The sequence below is a fragment of the Limnohabitans sp. TEGF005 genome, from assembly GCF_055394835.1.
Genome location: NZ_AP029226.1, coordinates 2,276,874 through 2,292,899 on the forward strand (window position 1 = coordinate 2,276,874; position 16,026 = coordinate 2,292,899).

A 16,026-nucleotide genomic window follows, 5' to 3' on the forward strand; every position below is an offset into this window, starting at 1 on the left:
TTATCTCAGCTTCAGGGTCGACAAGCCGACCAGACACAGCAGCATGGTGATGATCCAGAAACGCACGACGACTTGCGTTTCCTTCCAGCCGCTCTTTTCAAAATGGTGGTGCAAGGGAGCCATCTTCAGGATGCGCCGACCTTCGCCGTATTTTTTCTTGGTGTATTTGAAATAGGCCACCTGGGCCATCACCGACAAAGCCTCGACCACAAAGATGCCGCCCATGATGGCCAGCACGATTTCCTGTCGCACGATGACCGCGATGGTGCCCAGAGCCCCACCCAGCGCCAGAGCCCCCACATCGCCCATGAAGACCTGGGCCGGATGGGTGTTGAACCACAAAAATGCCAAACCTGCGCCCGCCATGGCAGCGCAGAAAATCATCAATTCGCCCGAACCCGGAATGTGCGGGAAGAACAGGTATTTTGAGTAAACCGAGCTGCCCGTCACATAAGCAAACACGCCCAGGGCCGAGCCGACCATGACGACCGGCATGATGGCCAGACCATCGAGGCCATCGGTCAAGTTGACGGCGTTGCTGGCCCCCACAATGACCAGATAGGTCATGAGCACAAAACCCAAAACACCCAATGGGTAATTGATCTCTTTGAAAAACGGCACCTGCAAACCGGCCTTAGGAGGCAAGTTCACATCAAAACCAGACATGACCCATTTGCCAAACAGGTCCAGCACGCGCAGGTTGGAGACTTCAGAAATACTGAACACCAGATACAGCGCGGCCAACAAGCCGATCACCGACTGCCAGAAATATTTTTCGCGCGAGCGCATGCCCTCTGGGTCTTTGTTGACCACCTTGCGCCAGTCGTCCACCCAGCCGATGGCACCAAAAGCCAGCGTCACCACCAGCACGATCCAGACAAAGCGGTTTGAAAGGTCAAACCACAACAAGGTGGAGATGGCGATGGACAACAAAATGAGCACGCCGCCCATGGTGGGCGTGCCGCTTTTGGCCAAGTGCGACTCCATGCCGTAGCCACGGATCGGCTGACCGATCTTGAGCGATGTGAGGCGACGGATCACAAAGGGGCCAGCAGCCAGACCGATCAAGAGCGCCGTCATCGCGGCCATCACCGCACGGAAAGTGATGTATTGAAAAACACGCAAAAAGCCCCACTCCGGGGACAAACTTTGCAACCATTGGGCCAGGCTAAGCAGCATGGGCCTCCCCTTTGTTGTTGTGTTGAGTGTGGTGCGCCTCACCGATTGACAGCAAGGCTTCGACCACGCGCTCCATCTTCATGAAACGCGAGCCTTTGACCACCACACTTTGAAACTCGCCGACCTGAGCGGTAACGGCCGCCAGCAGGCTGGCCATGTCCGGAAAATGCCGAGCCGCAGCAAATGCCTGTGCGCTGTGCACGCACAAATCACCCAGGGTGAAGAGCGACTCAATGCCGCGCTCAGCCGCATAGGCGCCGACCTCGGCGTGAAACTCGGGGCCCTGGTTGCCCACCTCGCCCATGTCACCCAACACCAGCAAACGCGGCGCGGGCAACTCGGCCAACACGTCGATGGCGGCGCGGACCGAGTCGGGGTTGGCGTTGTAGGTGTCGTCGATCAAGGTGATGTCGGCACCGCCGCTGTGCAGCACCAGCGCACGCGAACGGCCCTTGACTGGCTCAAAGGCCAACAGGCCCTGCGCTACGACGGCCAATGGCACCCCCGCTGCGAGAGCACAGGCACTGGCCGCCAATGCATTCTTCACGTTGTGACGACCGGCAATGTGCAAGCGCACGGGCGCGGTGCCTTCTGGCGTTTTAAGGGTGAACTGCCAGGCTCCGGACTGCCAGACCACCACGGTGGCTCGCACGTCGGCCTCATTGGCAGAGGCCATGGCAAAGCAGCGCTGCACTCGGTGACCAGACAACGCCTGCCAGATGGGTGTGTAAACGTCATCGGACGGAAACACCGCCACACCCTCAAGGGGCAAGGCCTGCAGCACAGCCCCGTTTTCATGGGCCACAGCTTCGACCGTGCCCATGAACTCTTGGTGTTCACGCTGCGCGTTGTTGACCAAGGCCACGTTGGGCTGGGCCAGCTTGGACAAATAGGCGATTTCGCCAGGGTGGTTCATGCCCAACTCGACCACGGCAATGCGGTGATGGGCCCGCAGGTTGAACAAGGTCAGCGGCACGCCAATGTCGTTGTTCAGATTGCCCTGCGTAGACAAGGCGTCTTTGCCCGCATGCGCACGCAAGATGGACGCGATCATTTGCGTCACGGTGGTCTTGCCGTTGCTGCCGGTCACGGCAATCACGGGCAAATCAAACTGCGCGCGCCAGCCTGCGGCCAATTCGCCCAAAGCGATGCGTGCATCAGGTACCACCAACGCCGGCAAATCGTGTGCCATCGCTTGCGCCTCACCCGAGGCTTCGCACACCACGGCCACCGCGCCTTGCGCTTTGGCCTGCGCAATGAACTCGTTACCGTCAAAGCGCTCGCCGCGCAAAGCCACAAACAAGTCGCCCGCTTGCAAGCTGCGGCTGTCTGTGTGCACGCGATCGGCCGTCACAGACTGAATATTCACGCCGCGTGCTTGGCTCAGCCAACTCAACGCCAGGTCGAGCTTCAGGTTCATTTTGGAATTCAGGGCGTTCATGCGGTCGCTCCCTGGTGCCGCGTTGCACGTTGCTGCAAAGCGATTTGTGCCTGCAGCACATCCGAAAACGGGTGACGCACACCCATGATCTCTTGCTCAGTCTCGTGGCCTTTGCCAGCCACCAACACCACATCTTGTGCAGCGGCTTGTGCCACCACTTGGGCTATGGCCAGCGCACGGTCTGCCTGGATAAGCGACTGCGCAGGGCGGCTCAAGCCTGACACCATCGCAGCCAGAATGGCCTCCGGCGATTCAGAGCGAGGGTTGTCGCTGGTCAGCATCACTTGGTCGGCTGCCGCCTCGGCGGCTGCCGCCATCATGGGGCGCTTCAGGGCATCGCGGTCTCCGCCGCAACCCAGAACGCACCACAGGCGGCCGCCACGCGCCGCAGCTTGCGAACGCAAAGCGGTCAGCGCATGCGTCAGCGCATCGGGTGTATGCGCGTAATCCACCACCACCAAGGGCAGGCCTTGCTCGACCTGCTGCTCACCTTGCTGTGTCGACATGTCCTGCAGGCCGGAAAGCACGCGCTGCATGCGGCCCGGCACTGCGGTCAAATGCGCACAGGCTTGCACCGCCTGCGCCAACTCAAAACCCAGAGCACGCAAGCTGCCGATCACGCCCAACAGGTTGTCGATGTTGTAGTCTCCCATGAGGCCTGTGCGCAAAGTCTGCACATCGGCACCTTCGACGACTTCAAACGCCAAACCCTCGGCACTGTGAAGACTGCGGGCTTGCAAACGGGCCGAGCCCTTGCGCGAGCAAGTCCAGACATCGAGCGAGCCGCCTTGCAACTGCCCAGCCAACAAGCGGCCTTGCGCGTCGTCAATGTTGACCACGGCAGCCTGCAAACCGGACCAACCGAACAAAGCGGCTTTGGCCAACCAATAGCGGGCCATGTCACCGTGGTAGTCCAAATGGTCTTGCGTGAAATTGGTGAAAACGGCCACGCGAATTTGAGTGCCGTCCAAGCGGTGCTCGGCCAGCCCGATCGAAGACGCTTCAATGGCGCAATGCGTCACACCGCCATCGGCAAACTCACGGAACTGCCGCTGCATCAGCACCGGGTCGGGGGTGGTCATGCCGGTGCTCACCAGATGGGGCAATTGGCCCACACCCAAGGTGCCGATCAAGCCGCAGGCCTGATTCAACACTGGCGAAGCCAAGGCTTGGGCCAGCCACCAGGCCGTAGACGTTTTGCCATTGGTGCCGGTCACGGCCAGCACTTGCAAGTCCTGACTTGGTTGTTCGTAATACGCATCGGCGACCAGACCAGTCTGGGCCTTGAGGCCCTTCATGACAGCCAGGCGATCGGCATTGGCCGACGCATCGGGCAAGGCCTTCAGCCAAGGGGCATGCCCTTCTTCTTCGAGCAAACAGGCCGTGGCACCCCGTGCCAAGGCTTGCACCAAATACTGACGCCCATCGGTCGCCGCACCAGGCCAGGCGATGAACGCGTCACCCGGCTGCACTCTGCGGCTGTCTGTGCGCAACGCTCCCGTCACGCGGCTGCGCAACCAGAGGGCCGCGTCGGGGGCGCTGTGCAGCGTCTGCATCAGAAAGACTCCTCGACCGACTTGGCCACGATCTGCGGCTTGACCGCCATATCCGGCTGCACACCCATCAAACGCAGGGTCTGTTGCACGGTCTGGCTGAACACAGGCGCGGCGACATCGCCACCAAAATAACGGCCATTGCTGGGCTCGTCGATCATGACGGCCACAACAATGCGCGGGGCCTCAATGGGTGCCATGCCCACGAAAAAGCCCCGGTATTTTTTGCCAGCGTAACCCTTGCCTTCTTGTTTGTGTGCGGTGCCGGTTTTGCCGCCCACGGAATAACCCATGGTCTGCGCTTTTTGGGCCGTGCCGCCAGGGCCTGCGGCCATCTGCAGCATCTTGCGCATGGCTTTGGCGTTTTCCGCGCTGATGACCCGCACACCCTGCACCTGGTTGTCGGCTTTCATCAGCGTCGCTGGCACCACCTCGCCATCGCGGGCAAAGACTGTGTACGCCCTGGCCACTTGGAACAAGCTGCCAGAAATGCCATAGCCATAACTCATGGTGGCCTGCTCAATGGGACGCCAGGTTTTGTAAGGGCGCAAACGCCCACTGACCACACCCGGGAACGGCAACTGCGGCTTTTGCCCAAAGCCGACCTGGGCATACATTTCCCACATCTCTCGCGGTTGCATTTGCATGGCCATCTTGACCGTGCCCACGTTGCTGGACTTTTGAATCACCTCGTTCACCGTGAGCACGCCATGCGGATGCGCGTCGGTGATGGTTGAGCCCGTGATGGTGATGCGGCCAGGTGCCGTCTGGATCGGCGTTTCGGGCTTGACCAGCCCTTTTTCCAAGGCCAGCGCTACAGCAAAGGGCTTCATCGTCGAGCCCGGCTCAAAAGTATCTGTCAAAGCCCGGTTACGCAGTTGTTCACCGCTCAGGTTGACCCGCTTGTCCGGCGAATAGCTGGGGTAATTGGCCAACGCCAAAATTTCGCCCGACTGGGCATCCAGCACGACCACGCTGCCGGCTTTGGCTTTGTGCTCCAGCACCGCCTCGCGCAACTTCTGGTAGGCAAAGAACTGCACTTTGCTGTCGATGCTCAGCTGCAAGTCTTCGCCATCAACGGGCGGCACCGCCTCGCCCACGTCTTCGACCACCCGGCCCAAGCGGTCTTTGATGACACGGCGCGAACCCGGCTTGCCAGACAGTTGCTTTTGGAAAATCAGCTCCACACCTTCTTGGCCTTGGTCTTCCACATTGGTAAAGCCCACAATGTGGGCCGCCGCTTCGCCTTCGGGATACAAGCGCTTGTATTCCTTGATGTCGTAAACACCCTTGATGCCCAACGCCAGAATTTGTTTGACCACCGACTCATCCAGTTGCCGGCGCAACCAGACAAAGGTTTTTTCATCGTCCTTGAGTTTTTTGGTCAACTCGGCAGGCGTCAACTCAAGCAGGCGGGCCAGCTCGCGCAATTTGGCCGGGTCGCGCTCCATGTCTTCAGGATTGGCCCAGATGCTGGGCGCAGGCACGCTTGACGCCAACAACATGCCATTGCGATCCAGCACACGGCCCCGGTTGGCCGGCAAAGTGATTGTTCGCGCAAACCGGACTTCGCCCTGTCGAATGAAGAAATCGTTTGCAAAAACCTGCACATAAGCCGCACGAGCCACCAAGCCCATGAAGCCCAAAGCAATGGCAGCCACAATGAATTTGCTGCGCCAAACCGGTGTTTTGCTGGCCAGCAAAGGGCTGGATGAAAGTTGGACGCTGCGGCTCATGGGCGAGCCTCTTTCCCAGAAGCCGCTGCGTCCTGGCTGGACACATACTGGGTGATGGCAGGCGACGCCGCACGCATTTGCAACTGCTGACGTGCGATTTGCTCCACACGCAAAGGCGTGGCTTGCGCTCGGCGCTCGACCTGCAGGCGATCCTGGTCTACAGCCAGACGCTTGGCTTCTTTGTTGGCAGACTCAAGCGCCATGAACAAGCGCCGCGTCTCATACTGACTGTGCACCAATGCCAGCGCGCTGGCGATCACCGCCAGCAACAGAAAAATACTCAAGCGGGTCACGCGGGCACCTCGGTGCGCTCGGCCATGCGCATGATGGCGCTGCGCGAACGCGGATTGCCGCGCACCTCGGCCTCGCTTGGGCGAGTGCGACCACAGGCTTTCAAGCGCATCTTCACGGGTTCCGCAAAGGGCACACGCCGATCCACCACTTCTTTGGAATGCTTGGCGATGAACTGCTTCACGATGCGGTCTTCCAGCGAATGGAAGCTGATCACCACCAAACGGCCACCAGGGGCCAGCACATGCAGGCTGGCCTCTAGCGCTTGTTCGAGCTCCGCAAGCTCTGCGTTGATGAAAATCCGAAAAGCCTGAAATGTCCGCGTTGCAGGGTTCTGGCCCGGCTCGCGAGTTTTGACCGTGTCAGCCACGAGCTGGGCCAAATCGGAGGTGGTTGAAATTGGGCCCCGCTCTTGTCGGCGAGCCACAAGCGCCTTTGCAATCTGAAAAGCAAACCGTTCTTCGCCATAGTCACGTATCACCTCCGTGATTTGATCCACCGTGGCTGCTGCCAGCCAATCGGCCACACTTTCGCCGCGCGTGGTGTCCATGCGCATGTCCAGCGGGCCCTCAAAACGAAAAGAAAAACCCCTCTCGGGGCTGTCGATTTGGGGAGAGCTGATGCCCAAGTCCATCAGCACACCATCGACGCTGGCGGGTGGCAACTCTCCCAGGTTGGAAAAGCCCTCATGCCGGATCGAAAAGCGGGCATCGTCAATGCGCCCGGCTTCGGCAATCGCTTCAAGGTCTTTGTCAAAAGCCAGCAAACGCCCTTGTGCCGACAAGCGCGACAAAATCAAGCGAGAGTGACCGCCTCGACCAAAGGTGGCATCGACATAAGCGCCATCGGTTCCTGCTGAAGCCTGGAGCAATTCGTCCACCGCCTCGTTCAAAAGCACAGTGGTGTGGGTCAGTACAAGGTCGGTCATGGCGTTCAGAACGAGAAATCCTTGAACACATCGGGCATCTCGCCCTGCATGGCCTCAGCTTCCTGCGCGTCGTAGGTGGTTTTGTCCCACAACTCAAAGTGGTTGCCCATACCGAGCAACACGGTGTCTTTGGAAATGCCGGCGGCCTGACGCAACTCGGGCGAAATCAGCACGCGTCCGGTGCCATCCATCTCGACATCCATCGCATTGCCCAAAAAAATGCGCTTCCACCACTGGGCAGACATGGGCAACTGGGCAATGCGCTCGCGGAACTTCTCCCACTCGGTGCGGGGAAACACCATCAAACAACCATGGGGATGCTTGGTGATGGTCAGTTGGCCTTGTGCTGTGGCACTCAAGACGTCACGGTGCCGGGTCGGTACAGACAACCGCCCTTTGGCATCCAGACTCAGCGATGAAGCCCCTTGAAACACGACAACGACCTTTTCTCAGTTGAAAAATGCAGACAGGGACACTTTTCCCCACTTAATTGCACTTTTTTGCACTGTATCAGGAATTCGATGCAACTCAACCGGTATAGATCGATTTTTTTCAATGAAATCAATAGCTTAGCGCTGAAATCGAACGTACCAACAGGGGAAATTTCCATGTAAATTAGGCACTTACAAGCGGCAATGAAAGTAACCTGTGAAGGATGTTAAAAACTAAAAATAGTTAAGACATCAAATGCACAAAGCCCGCTTTTGACTCGACATGACCTCAGTTGGACACCAGCACCCCTATAAACAAGGCGCGCTAGCCGCCCACATGCGGCGGATGCATTGACTCCACATCCGCAAAACCGTGCTGGCGGGAAGCGACCGGCCCAGTCGTGCAGGACTGGCAGGTCACCCCTCAGGAAAGCTGAATGGCGCTTTCGCGCACCTCGGGTAAAAACGGTTTGACTTCTTACTGATAGCGGCATCCTCTCAAAATATGACTCCGCCTCAAGACCCGATGCTGTTCACCAACGGGTGCCTCAATAAAGAACCCCCCAACGCCTCTCAGCGTTGGGGGGTCCTTTATGCCGCCTGAGTGGCTGCAATCACCTTGCAGTGATCATCGTGCTCACAGCAGCTTGAACTGGCTGTCAGCCACCATCTGCTGCACCAAGTTGGCCAGCGTCGTCACTGTCGCGCTGTTGGCCTGCACGTCCGCGCCCACCACACTCAGGTTGTCCAGCGTCATGAACCAGGTCTTCTCAAACGCACTGCCATTGGCCTTGCCATCAAAGTCCACCTGAATCTGCACCTTGCCACCCACAGCCACCGCCTGCACATAGTCAGACACGGTGCTGCTGCCGGTGTAACCCTTGAGCAAAGCAGACAAGTCCAGCACGTCGGCTTCGGCTGTGCCCTGGCCGGAGCCCGTGCCGCCCTTGAGGCCAAAGTCGGTGATCTTGTCGCCAGCGTCCGAGTTCATCAGCTGTTGGCTCAGCCACTTGAACGTGTCCTTGCCGCCGCCACCGGTCAAGGTATCGCCAAACGTCAAGGCCGTGTTCAAGCTGGCCAGGTTGGCGGCTGTGGGCACACCGTTGTAACCCATGAGGGTTTCATCGGCCACCGTTCCGGCAAGTGTCTCCACCGACTCAGTACCTGTGACGTAATTGACGCCGCCCAAAGTCGCGTTATCGGCCAACGGCGTGATGCGCAAGCCGCTGTACACATCCAGCGTGTCGCCCAGTGCATCGGTCAGCGTGAACGTGATCGCACGGTCCAGCGCTGTCGGCGCTTCGCTCGCCGATGTCAGCTTGAGCGACTGCATCACGGCCTGCACTGCCTGGGCCTGCTGCGCCTCTGTGGCGTAGCTGGCTCCTGCCGCTGCAAAGTCAAACGCAATGGCCAATTTGCCCACCGCGCCCACGCCGTTGTCGCTCGCACTGACCGTGCCCACTTGCACACCGCCAATGCTCACCGCTCGCGTGGCGCTGTCGTAGCCCACGCTGTTGACACTGGTGTCAAAGCCCAAGCTGTCTGCCGCTGTCGCACCCGACAGGCTGACCACCAGCTTGCCGCCGCTAAAGCCTGCCGCCCACTGTCCGCCTTCTGCAGCCACCACTGCCGCCGCGGCCAGTTGCACGCCCGCTTGCGAGGCCGCCTCGGTCACCGTTTGGTCGGCCAACACGCCGCTGACTTGCACCCCGCCCAGGTGCACAAAGCCGCCTGAGACCAGTTGCGCCAAGCTCTTGCCGCTCACGCCGTTGAGCGTCACCAGATCCACAAAGCCCGAGGCCGCACCTGCGGTGCCCGCGTGGGCATCCACTAGCACGGTGGTCTTGCCACCCACATCCACCAGCTTGATCCAGTCGGCCACGCCTGCCGCTGTGCGGGCTCCGGTGTAGCCAAGCGCCGTGAGCAATGCGCCAACGTCGATGCTGTCGGCCTCGGCCCCTGCCGTGGCGGTGAAGTCGGTGATGGTCGCGCCCGTGTTGAGCGTGGCCTTCACATCGAACACGAAGCGGTCGTTGCCGCCGCCACCGGTCAGGGTGTCGCCCACTTCACCCGCGCGTGCGCCGTTGGGCTTGAACACGTCGTTGCCTTTGTCGCCCACCATCTGGTCGGCCAGGTTGGCACCTTGCCAGTAGCCACCCGTGGTGCTGGTGCCGCGGTTTTCTTTGGCCACCCAGACCACGTCTTTGCCGCCTGCGCTCACGCCCGTCAGGCTGCTGTCCACGATCTCGTTGAGCGTTGCGCCGTTGATGCCCGACACGCCCAGGCCCGCCTTGCCCGTGACCACGGTCACTTGCTTGTCGCTGCCGGGGTAGACCACGGCCACGTCATAGGTCTTGGCCGGGTCCAGACCAAAGAAGTCAGCGCCGTAGCTGCCAAAGTTGGAATTGCGTGAGGCACTGCTGCTGCTGGCACTGCGCATGGCCACCAAGGCCCCGGTGGCGCTGTCGTACAAGCGCACCACCGCGCCGTAGGCGTCTTGACCGCCGTGGTCATTGGCCACCATCACGCGCAAGAAGGTGTTCTCTGCCACTGCGGTGGTGTTGAGCTTGACCGACGATTGACCGACTGTCTGACCGGCCAAGTTGGTCCCCATCATCACGAAATCCAGACTGCGGTCACCATTGAGGTCAACCAACTGCAGACCTGTGGTCTGAGCATTCAAGTCCGCTCCCACTTCCCAACCCATGGTCGCAGCGGCGTTGGTGTAAGTGCCATCGGCATTGCCCAAAGCCACCACCAGTTTGATGGCGGTTTCGGCATACACCATGTCCAGACGCCCATCACCATTGACGTCAGCCACCAAGGTCTGCCATGGCAACGCGGCATTGGCAGCACCCAAACCAGTCACGGTCACGGCAGCAGGTGCCGCGAATTGTCCGTTGGCACTGCCATAAGACACCTTGCCGTTGGCACCCACCAGATCAAAGAAACCATCGCCATTCAAGTCAGCCGGTGCGTTGAGCGCCATAGACCGACCGGAAGACCATGGGTACAGAGCCGCCAAAGTGGTCGAGGCCGACAAGGTATAGCCACCGCCTTGGGCATTGGCCAACCATGCATAACCATCGCCTGCGGTCGCACCTGTGCTGACGTTGACTGTGATGCGGTCCAAGAGACCGTCGCCATTGAGGTCCACTGACAAAGCTGATGGCAGTTGTACCGAAGGCGTTGGCGTGCCATCAAAGCTGAACACCTGACGCCACACACCCGCACCGGTTGACAACATGTAGCTGATGTTGCCTTTGGCCATGGCCGTGTCGTAGTAGCCGACCGAGAAGTCCAAGAAGCCGTCACCGTTGATGTCACCCATCAGGTTCATTGCGTTGTAACCGTTAAAACCCGAAGCGTTGGAACGCAGGTAAGCATCGGCGGCATTGGCGACATTGATCAAACGATCAGCGCCGCCCCGGTTCACAAAGTAAGACTGGCTCAAAGCGCCCTCAGCCGCTGTGGCTTGGTTGAGTGAAGGCAGGGTGATCACATCCATACGCCCATCGCCGTTGAAGTCCACCATTCCCGTAGCAGCAGTGTTATGCACCGTGTTGGGCAACTTGACGGGCATGCTGTGCGTAAGGTTTACGAAGCTACCTGCACCATCGCCCTTCAGCAAGGCGTCGCCCGTAGCTTGTGCGCTCACCCGAAGATCGACCGAACCGTCACCGTTGATATCGCCACTGCTGATCGAAAAAACATAGGCGGCGGGCGAGGTAAAGGCGGACGGTGCGGTGACAACAGGTAAGACGGTAACGGCATAGACAGCCGATGCAGGGCTGACGTTGCCAGCCGGATCGGTTTGCACGGCGTACACATTGCTGTGCCTGCCCGTCCCCAGATCCAAACTGCTGGTCACACTCCAAACGCCCAAACTATTGGCTACCGCCGTGCCCAGTAAGAGGCCACTGTCGTACACGCTGACCGATGCACCAGCTTGCGCCGTACCCGTGAAGGTCGGCTTGGCCAGCTGGGTGGCGCTGGTCTGGCTGGGCGAAACTTGGCTGGCAGCGGCCAAGGACAGGGTTGGCGCGGCAGGGGTGCTTATTGGCGTCGCGCCATTACCCCCGCCAGAGGCCAACGCCAGACCCACCCCACCAATAGCCAAAGCAGCAGGTGCACTCAAGCCACCCCAAAAAGACATCGCATTAGACGCCTCGGACACGCTCGAGCCCATAACTTCAGGAGTGGCCGTGCCCTCAACGTTCTGAGCAGTGGTGCCCGCGGGCAGCGCGGCAGCATCCCAGCTCAGACTTCCAACAGACGAATTGGGGTTTGCATGAAAATCGGCTACTTCCACCAGCACCTCGCCGTCACCCTCAACCAACAATTTGTTGCCCACTTGCTTGAGCTTCAGGTCCGGCTTTACATCAGCCTTGAGGGTTTTGCCTGGGGCTTGCCCTTGCACCTGCAAGTCAAGCTTGCTGCCAGCAGGCACATTGAGTTGAACGGGCTGACCTGTGGGCTTGACCAAGGTTTGATGAGTCACAACACCTTCTGGCGATGTCAAAGTAGCGATGATTTTTTGCATACGGCGTCTTTTTGTGAAATTGGTCGATTTGATACGGTGTAGATTTAACCGATTTTAATCAAAATATATCAATTTAATTGTTTGTGGCCCATTAAATTCTACATACCAGATTTAAGAGTAACCAAAGTCATTGCTACCAATCTCGCCCATTTCAACTGGCATCCTCGACCTGTTTCATTGAGCGCTCGTGATGTGCTGCGCAGCCTGGTAACGGCTTTCCACATGCTCACGCAACGCACGTCCCATACAGTGACAAACAGGGGGACTTGGGGTGCATGACGCCTTGCACGGTGTTGCACCATGCACTTGAATCGGCCCCTGCAAAAAGTCTTTTTTAAGCGGGTCGAACTTCATGCGGACGAAAAAAAACCCCTGAGCAGGGGTTTTTTAGGATGCGAAGACAGCGCGGTCGCGGCTCAGTCTCCGAACATCTTTTGCTTCAACTCACGGCGTTGCTGGGCTTCCAAAGACAAGGTCGCGGTAGGACGGGCCAGCAAACGGCCCACGCCAATAGGCTCTCCTGTTTCATCGCAGTAACCGTATTCACCCGAATCAATCAAACCAATGGATTGCTCGATTTTCTTGAGCAGCTTGCGTTCGCGATCGCGTGTGCGCAGCTCCAGCGCGTGCTCTTCTTCGATGGTGGCACGGTCTGCCGGGTCAGGCACCACCACGGTGTCTTCACGCAAGTGCTCGGTAGTGGCTCCTGCGCTGTTCAGGATTTCCTGCTTCAAGATGGACAACTTGCGGCGGAAATACGCCATTTGCACGTTGTTCATGTATTCCGTGTCGGGCATGGCCAGAAGTTCGGCATCGACCAATTCTTCCACCGGTTTCGACTTCCAGTTGTTGGCCAGCTTGGGGTCCTTTTTGATCGGCGCAAAAGGGGCTGAAACCGTTGCCACAGGCGCACTCGGCATGAAGCTGGCCTTTGCGGCGGTAGAGGCCACCGCCTGAGGCAAGGAAGGCACAGTGATTTGAGCCAAACGTGCGGATGGCCGGGTTGCACGAATCAATTGGTCAGGCGCAGCAGGTGTCGCCACCGCCGTCACGGCAGGTTGGGCGACCGGGGGAGTCGGTGTCGCCACTTTTTTAACAGTCATAGGTTTCGCTTCAGGTACAGAGGCCGTCTTTTTAGGGGACGGCGCGGGTGCGGCCTTCGCCTTGGGGGCAGAGGTCGGCTTAGGGGCTGCCGCAACGGCCTTTGCAGGGGCCGATGCAACAAGTTTGGTTTTCGCGGGCGCTGCTTTGGGGGCTGGCGTCAAGGGTTGAGGGGACTTGCTTGACTTGGAAGCTGGTGCCGCCGTTTTGGTTTTCGATGCGGCCGAAGAACTTGGCTTCGCTGTTGGCTTGGCCACCGCTTTAGCAGGTGCCACGGGCTTGGCGACCCCTTTTTTAACCGGTACAGCCTTGGATTGTGCCTTGGCTGCAGTTACTTTGGTCGTTGTTTTTTGAGTCGAGGTCTTCACGTCTTGTCTCCTAGCCGTGTGAAAAGGCAGGCCTAAACCTCTTGCCACACTGCAGCAACCGATTGAAAAACCTGTTCATTTGTACTTCAAACCCTTGTTATAGACCTTATGGGGTTCACCAGCCTGCCCTAAAAGGGGGGCTTCAGGCGGGCGATTGTAACGATAAGAACGATCAAAAAACGATAGCTTGTCGATTAAAGGCAAGTTCACGCGAATTAGCGTGAACCGACCTTGCACGTCAATATCCAGGCACAGGTCAAACCAGGCACTGCTCCAGGCCCTGCAAAAGGATGTCTTTGGGCAAGTCGATGCCAATGAATACCATCTTGCTCGTTTTGACTTCGCCATCGACCCACATCGGCCCCAAATCGCTGCCCATCAATTGGTGAACGCCCTGGAAGATCACCTTGCGTTCGGTGCCGCGCATATTAAGAACACCCTTGTAGCGCAGCATGCGGGGGCCATAGATGTTGACGATCGCACCCAAGAAGTCTTCCAGCTTGGCCGGGTCAAAGGCACGCTCGGACCGGAAGACGAAGCTTTTCACGTCGTCGTCATGGTGGTGGTGATGGCCTTGACCATGGACATGCTCATGAGCATCGTCGTGCTGGTGCGAGGGGTGATCACAGTGCTCGCCGTGTTCATGGTCATGGTCATGCTGGTGCGACGGGTGGTCGCAGTGCTCCCCATGCGCGTGGTCGTCTTCTTTCAGGAAGTCCGGGTCAATGTCCAGTTTGGCGTTCAGGTTGAAGCCCTTGAGGTCAAACACTTCGGAGAGCGCCACTTCGCCAAAATGCACCACTTTTTGCGGCGCACGCGGGTTCATGTGTTTCAGTCGGTGCTGCAAAGCATCCAGCTCAGAGGCAGACACCAAGTCAGCCTTGCTGATGAAGATCTGATCGGCAAAGCCCACTTGGCGACGCGCCTCTTGGCGATCATTCAATTGTTGGGCCGCGTGTTTGGCGTCCACCAAGGTCAAGATGGAATCGAGCAAAAAGGTCTCGGCGATCTCGTCGTCCATGAAAAAGGTCTGCGCCACCGGGCCGGGGTCGGCCAAGCCCGTGGTCTCGATCACGATGCGGTCAAAGTTGAGCAAGCCCTTGCGACGCTTGGCGGCCAACAACTGCAAAGTCACGCGCAGGTCTTCGCGAATGGTGCAGCAAATGCAGCCATTGCTCATCTGAATGATTTGCTCGTTGGTGTCCGAGACGAGGATGTCGTTGTCGATGTTTTCTTCACCAAACTCGTTCTCGATCACGGCGATCTTCTGGCCATGGGCCTCGGTCAGCACGCGCTTGAGCAGCGTGGTTTTGCCCGCGCCCAAAAAGCCGGTGAGGATGGTGGTGGGGATCAGAGACATGGCGAGGTTCCACTTCAAGACAAGAAAACAAGAGTTGGGGAGTTTAGCGACGAATTCAAGCGCAGTGCCTGCACGCCAGGCTTGGCCTCACGCCACACGCGCTCTGAAGGATCAAGACTTCATTTGCGCTTGGCCCGGGGGTGGGCTGCATCGTAGGTTTTGGCCAAGTGCTGAAAATCCAGCCGTGTGTAGACCTGTGTGGTGCTGATGTTGGCGTGTCCCAGCAGCTCTTGCACCGCCCTCAGATCGCCGCTGGACTGCAGCACATGGCTGGCAAAGGAGTGGCGCAGCATGTGCGGGTGCACCGGGGTGGCCAGACCCGCCAACAGGCTGCGGCGCTTCAGGCGCTGTGCCACGCCGCGTGGCGTCAGGCGCGTGCCGTGCTGCCCGGGAAACAGCGCCAGCGCCAAACTGGACGCCCCCTTGGTAGGCTGCGTCAGCATGCCGGGCAACTGGGGCCGCACGGCCAACCAATGCGTCAGCGCCTCGATGACGGCGCGGCCCAAGGGCACCGTGCGCCGCTTGCTGCCCTTGCCTTGCACCTGCACCTCGGCATTTTGCAGGTCGATCCAGCCGCGCCCTGCCCGGCTGGCTTCGGTGCTGGCCACCACGTCCAAGCCGGTCAGCTCGGCGATGCGCAGGCCGCAGCCATACAGCAGCTCGACCATGGCGGCGTCGCGGGCTTCCAGCCAAGGGTCGTCGTTGTCTTCTTCGTGCTCGGCCAATTGCACCGCCTCGTCAACGCCCAAGGCTTTGGGCAAAGGCTTGGCCACACGCGGGGCCCGCACATCGGCCACCGGGTTTTGTGCAACCAGGCCTTCGCGCCCCAGCCAGGTGTAAAACCCCCGCCAGCCCGACAAAATGAGGGCGATGCCGCGACCGCTGCGCCCGGCGCTGTGCATTTGCGCCACCCAGCGGCGGATATGCCCGGTTTGCACCTGCAGCAAGAGCACATGGGATGCGGCGGCCATGTCGGCCAGGCGAATCAAGTCCAGTTGGTACAAGGTGCAGGTGCGCTCGGCCAGGCGCTTTTCAAAGCGCACATGGTCCAGATAGCGGGACACCAGCGGGTCGGTGGCCTGCACCTGCGACATG

The 16,026-nt window shown here is 59.3% G+C and carries 12 protein-coding genes; 1 reads left to right on the plus strand and 11 read right to left on the minus strand.

What is annotated here, in order from left to right; all coding sequences use genetic code 11:
* The 9 genes from mraY to dksA all read right to left on the minus strand — a co-directional run bounded on the left by mraY (position 1) and on the right by dksA (position 13,367).
* Positions 1 to 1,179, minus strand: a complete 1,179-nt coding sequence (gene mraY, locus ACZ5RG_RS11010; RefSeq protein ID WP_464447045.1) for a phospho-N-acetylmuramoyl-pentapeptide-transferase — start codon at positions 1,177 to 1,179, stop codon at positions 1 to 3.
* Positions 1,169 to 2,620 carry a UDP-N-acetylmuramoyl-tripeptide--D-alanyl-D-alanine ligase gene (locus ACZ5RG_RS11015; protein ID WP_464447046.1) on the minus strand — a complete coding sequence of 484 codons (1,452 nt, stop codon included), beginning with the start codon at positions 2,618 to 2,620 and terminating at the stop codon, positions 1,169 to 1,171. Before ACZ5RG_RS11015 ends, mraY begins: the two co-directional genes overlap by 11 nt.
* Positions 2,617 to 4,176: a UDP-N-acetylmuramoyl-L-alanyl-D-glutamate--2,6-diaminopimelate ligase gene (locus ACZ5RG_RS11020; protein ID WP_464447047.1), complete on the minus strand. Its 1,560-nt coding sequence runs from the start codon at positions 4,174 to 4,176 to the stop codon at positions 2,617 to 2,619. The genes ACZ5RG_RS11015 and ACZ5RG_RS11020 overlap by 4 nt, the downstream gene beginning before the upstream one ends.
* Complete coding sequence (locus ACZ5RG_RS11025; RefSeq protein WP_298600678.1) at positions 4,176 to 5,909, minus strand: peptidoglycan D,D-transpeptidase FtsI family protein; 1,734 nt, start codon at positions 5,907 to 5,909, stop codon at positions 4,176 to 4,178. Before ACZ5RG_RS11025 ends, ACZ5RG_RS11020 begins: the two co-directional genes overlap by 1 nt.
* Positions 5,906 to 6,202: a cell division protein FtsL gene (gene ftsL / locus ACZ5RG_RS11030; protein ID WP_298600681.1), complete on the minus strand. Its 297-nt coding sequence runs from the start codon at positions 6,200 to 6,202 to the stop codon at positions 5,906 to 5,908. The genes ACZ5RG_RS11025 and ftsL overlap by 4 nt, the downstream gene beginning before the upstream one ends.
* Positions 6,199 to 7,128 (minus strand): 16S rRNA (cytosine(1402)-N(4))-methyltransferase RsmH, encoded by a 930-nt coding sequence (rsmH, locus tag ACZ5RG_RS11035; protein WP_464447048.1) that lies wholly within the window; start codon positions 7,126 to 7,128, stop codon positions 6,199 to 6,201. The genes ftsL and rsmH overlap by 4 nt, the downstream gene beginning before the upstream one ends.
* A 5-nt stretch (positions 7,129 to 7,133) precedes the next feature.
* The gene (gene mraZ, locus ACZ5RG_RS11040; protein WP_298600686.1) at positions 7,134 to 7,562 is read right to left on the minus strand and encodes a division/cell wall cluster transcriptional repressor MraZ; all 429 of its coding nucleotides are present in this window, start codon (positions 7,560 to 7,562) and stop codon (positions 7,134 to 7,136) included.
* A gap of 634 nt (positions 7,563 to 8,196) precedes the next feature.
* Complete coding sequence (locus ACZ5RG_RS11045; protein ID WP_464447049.1) at positions 8,197 to 12,102, minus strand: FG-GAP-like repeat-containing protein; 3,906 nt, start codon at positions 12,100 to 12,102, stop codon at positions 8,197 to 8,199.
* Between the two features lie 416 nt (positions 12,103 to 12,518).
* Positions 12,519 to 13,367 (minus strand): RNA polymerase-binding protein DksA, encoded by an 849-nt coding sequence (dksA, locus tag ACZ5RG_RS11050; RefSeq protein ID WP_409418240.1) that lies wholly within the window; start codon positions 13,365 to 13,367, stop codon positions 12,519 to 12,521.
* A 13-nt stretch (positions 13,368 to 13,380) separates the two neighbouring features.
* On the opposite strand from dksA, the gene ACZ5RG_RS11055 reads away from it, so the two are divergent.
* Entirely contained in the window at positions 13,381 to 13,557 is a 177-nt protein-coding gene (locus ACZ5RG_RS11055; RefSeq protein ID WP_315135269.1) for a hypothetical protein, read from the plus strand.
* Positions 13,558 to 13,827: 270 nt separating this feature from the next.
* On the opposite strand, the gene ACZ5RG_RS11060 is transcribed toward ACZ5RG_RS11055, so the two are convergent.
* On the minus strand, positions 13,828 to 14,931 hold the full coding sequence (locus ACZ5RG_RS11060; RefSeq protein WP_464447050.1) for a CobW family GTP-binding protein: 1,104 nt from the start codon (positions 14,929 to 14,931) through the stop codon (positions 13,828 to 13,830).
* A gap of 119 nt (positions 14,932 to 15,050) precedes the next feature.
* Complete coding sequence (locus ACZ5RG_RS11065; protein WP_298600405.1) at positions 15,051 to 16,025, minus strand: tyrosine recombinase XerC; 975 nt, start codon at positions 16,023 to 16,025, stop codon at positions 15,051 to 15,053.
* Position 16,026 lies beyond the last annotated feature (1 nt).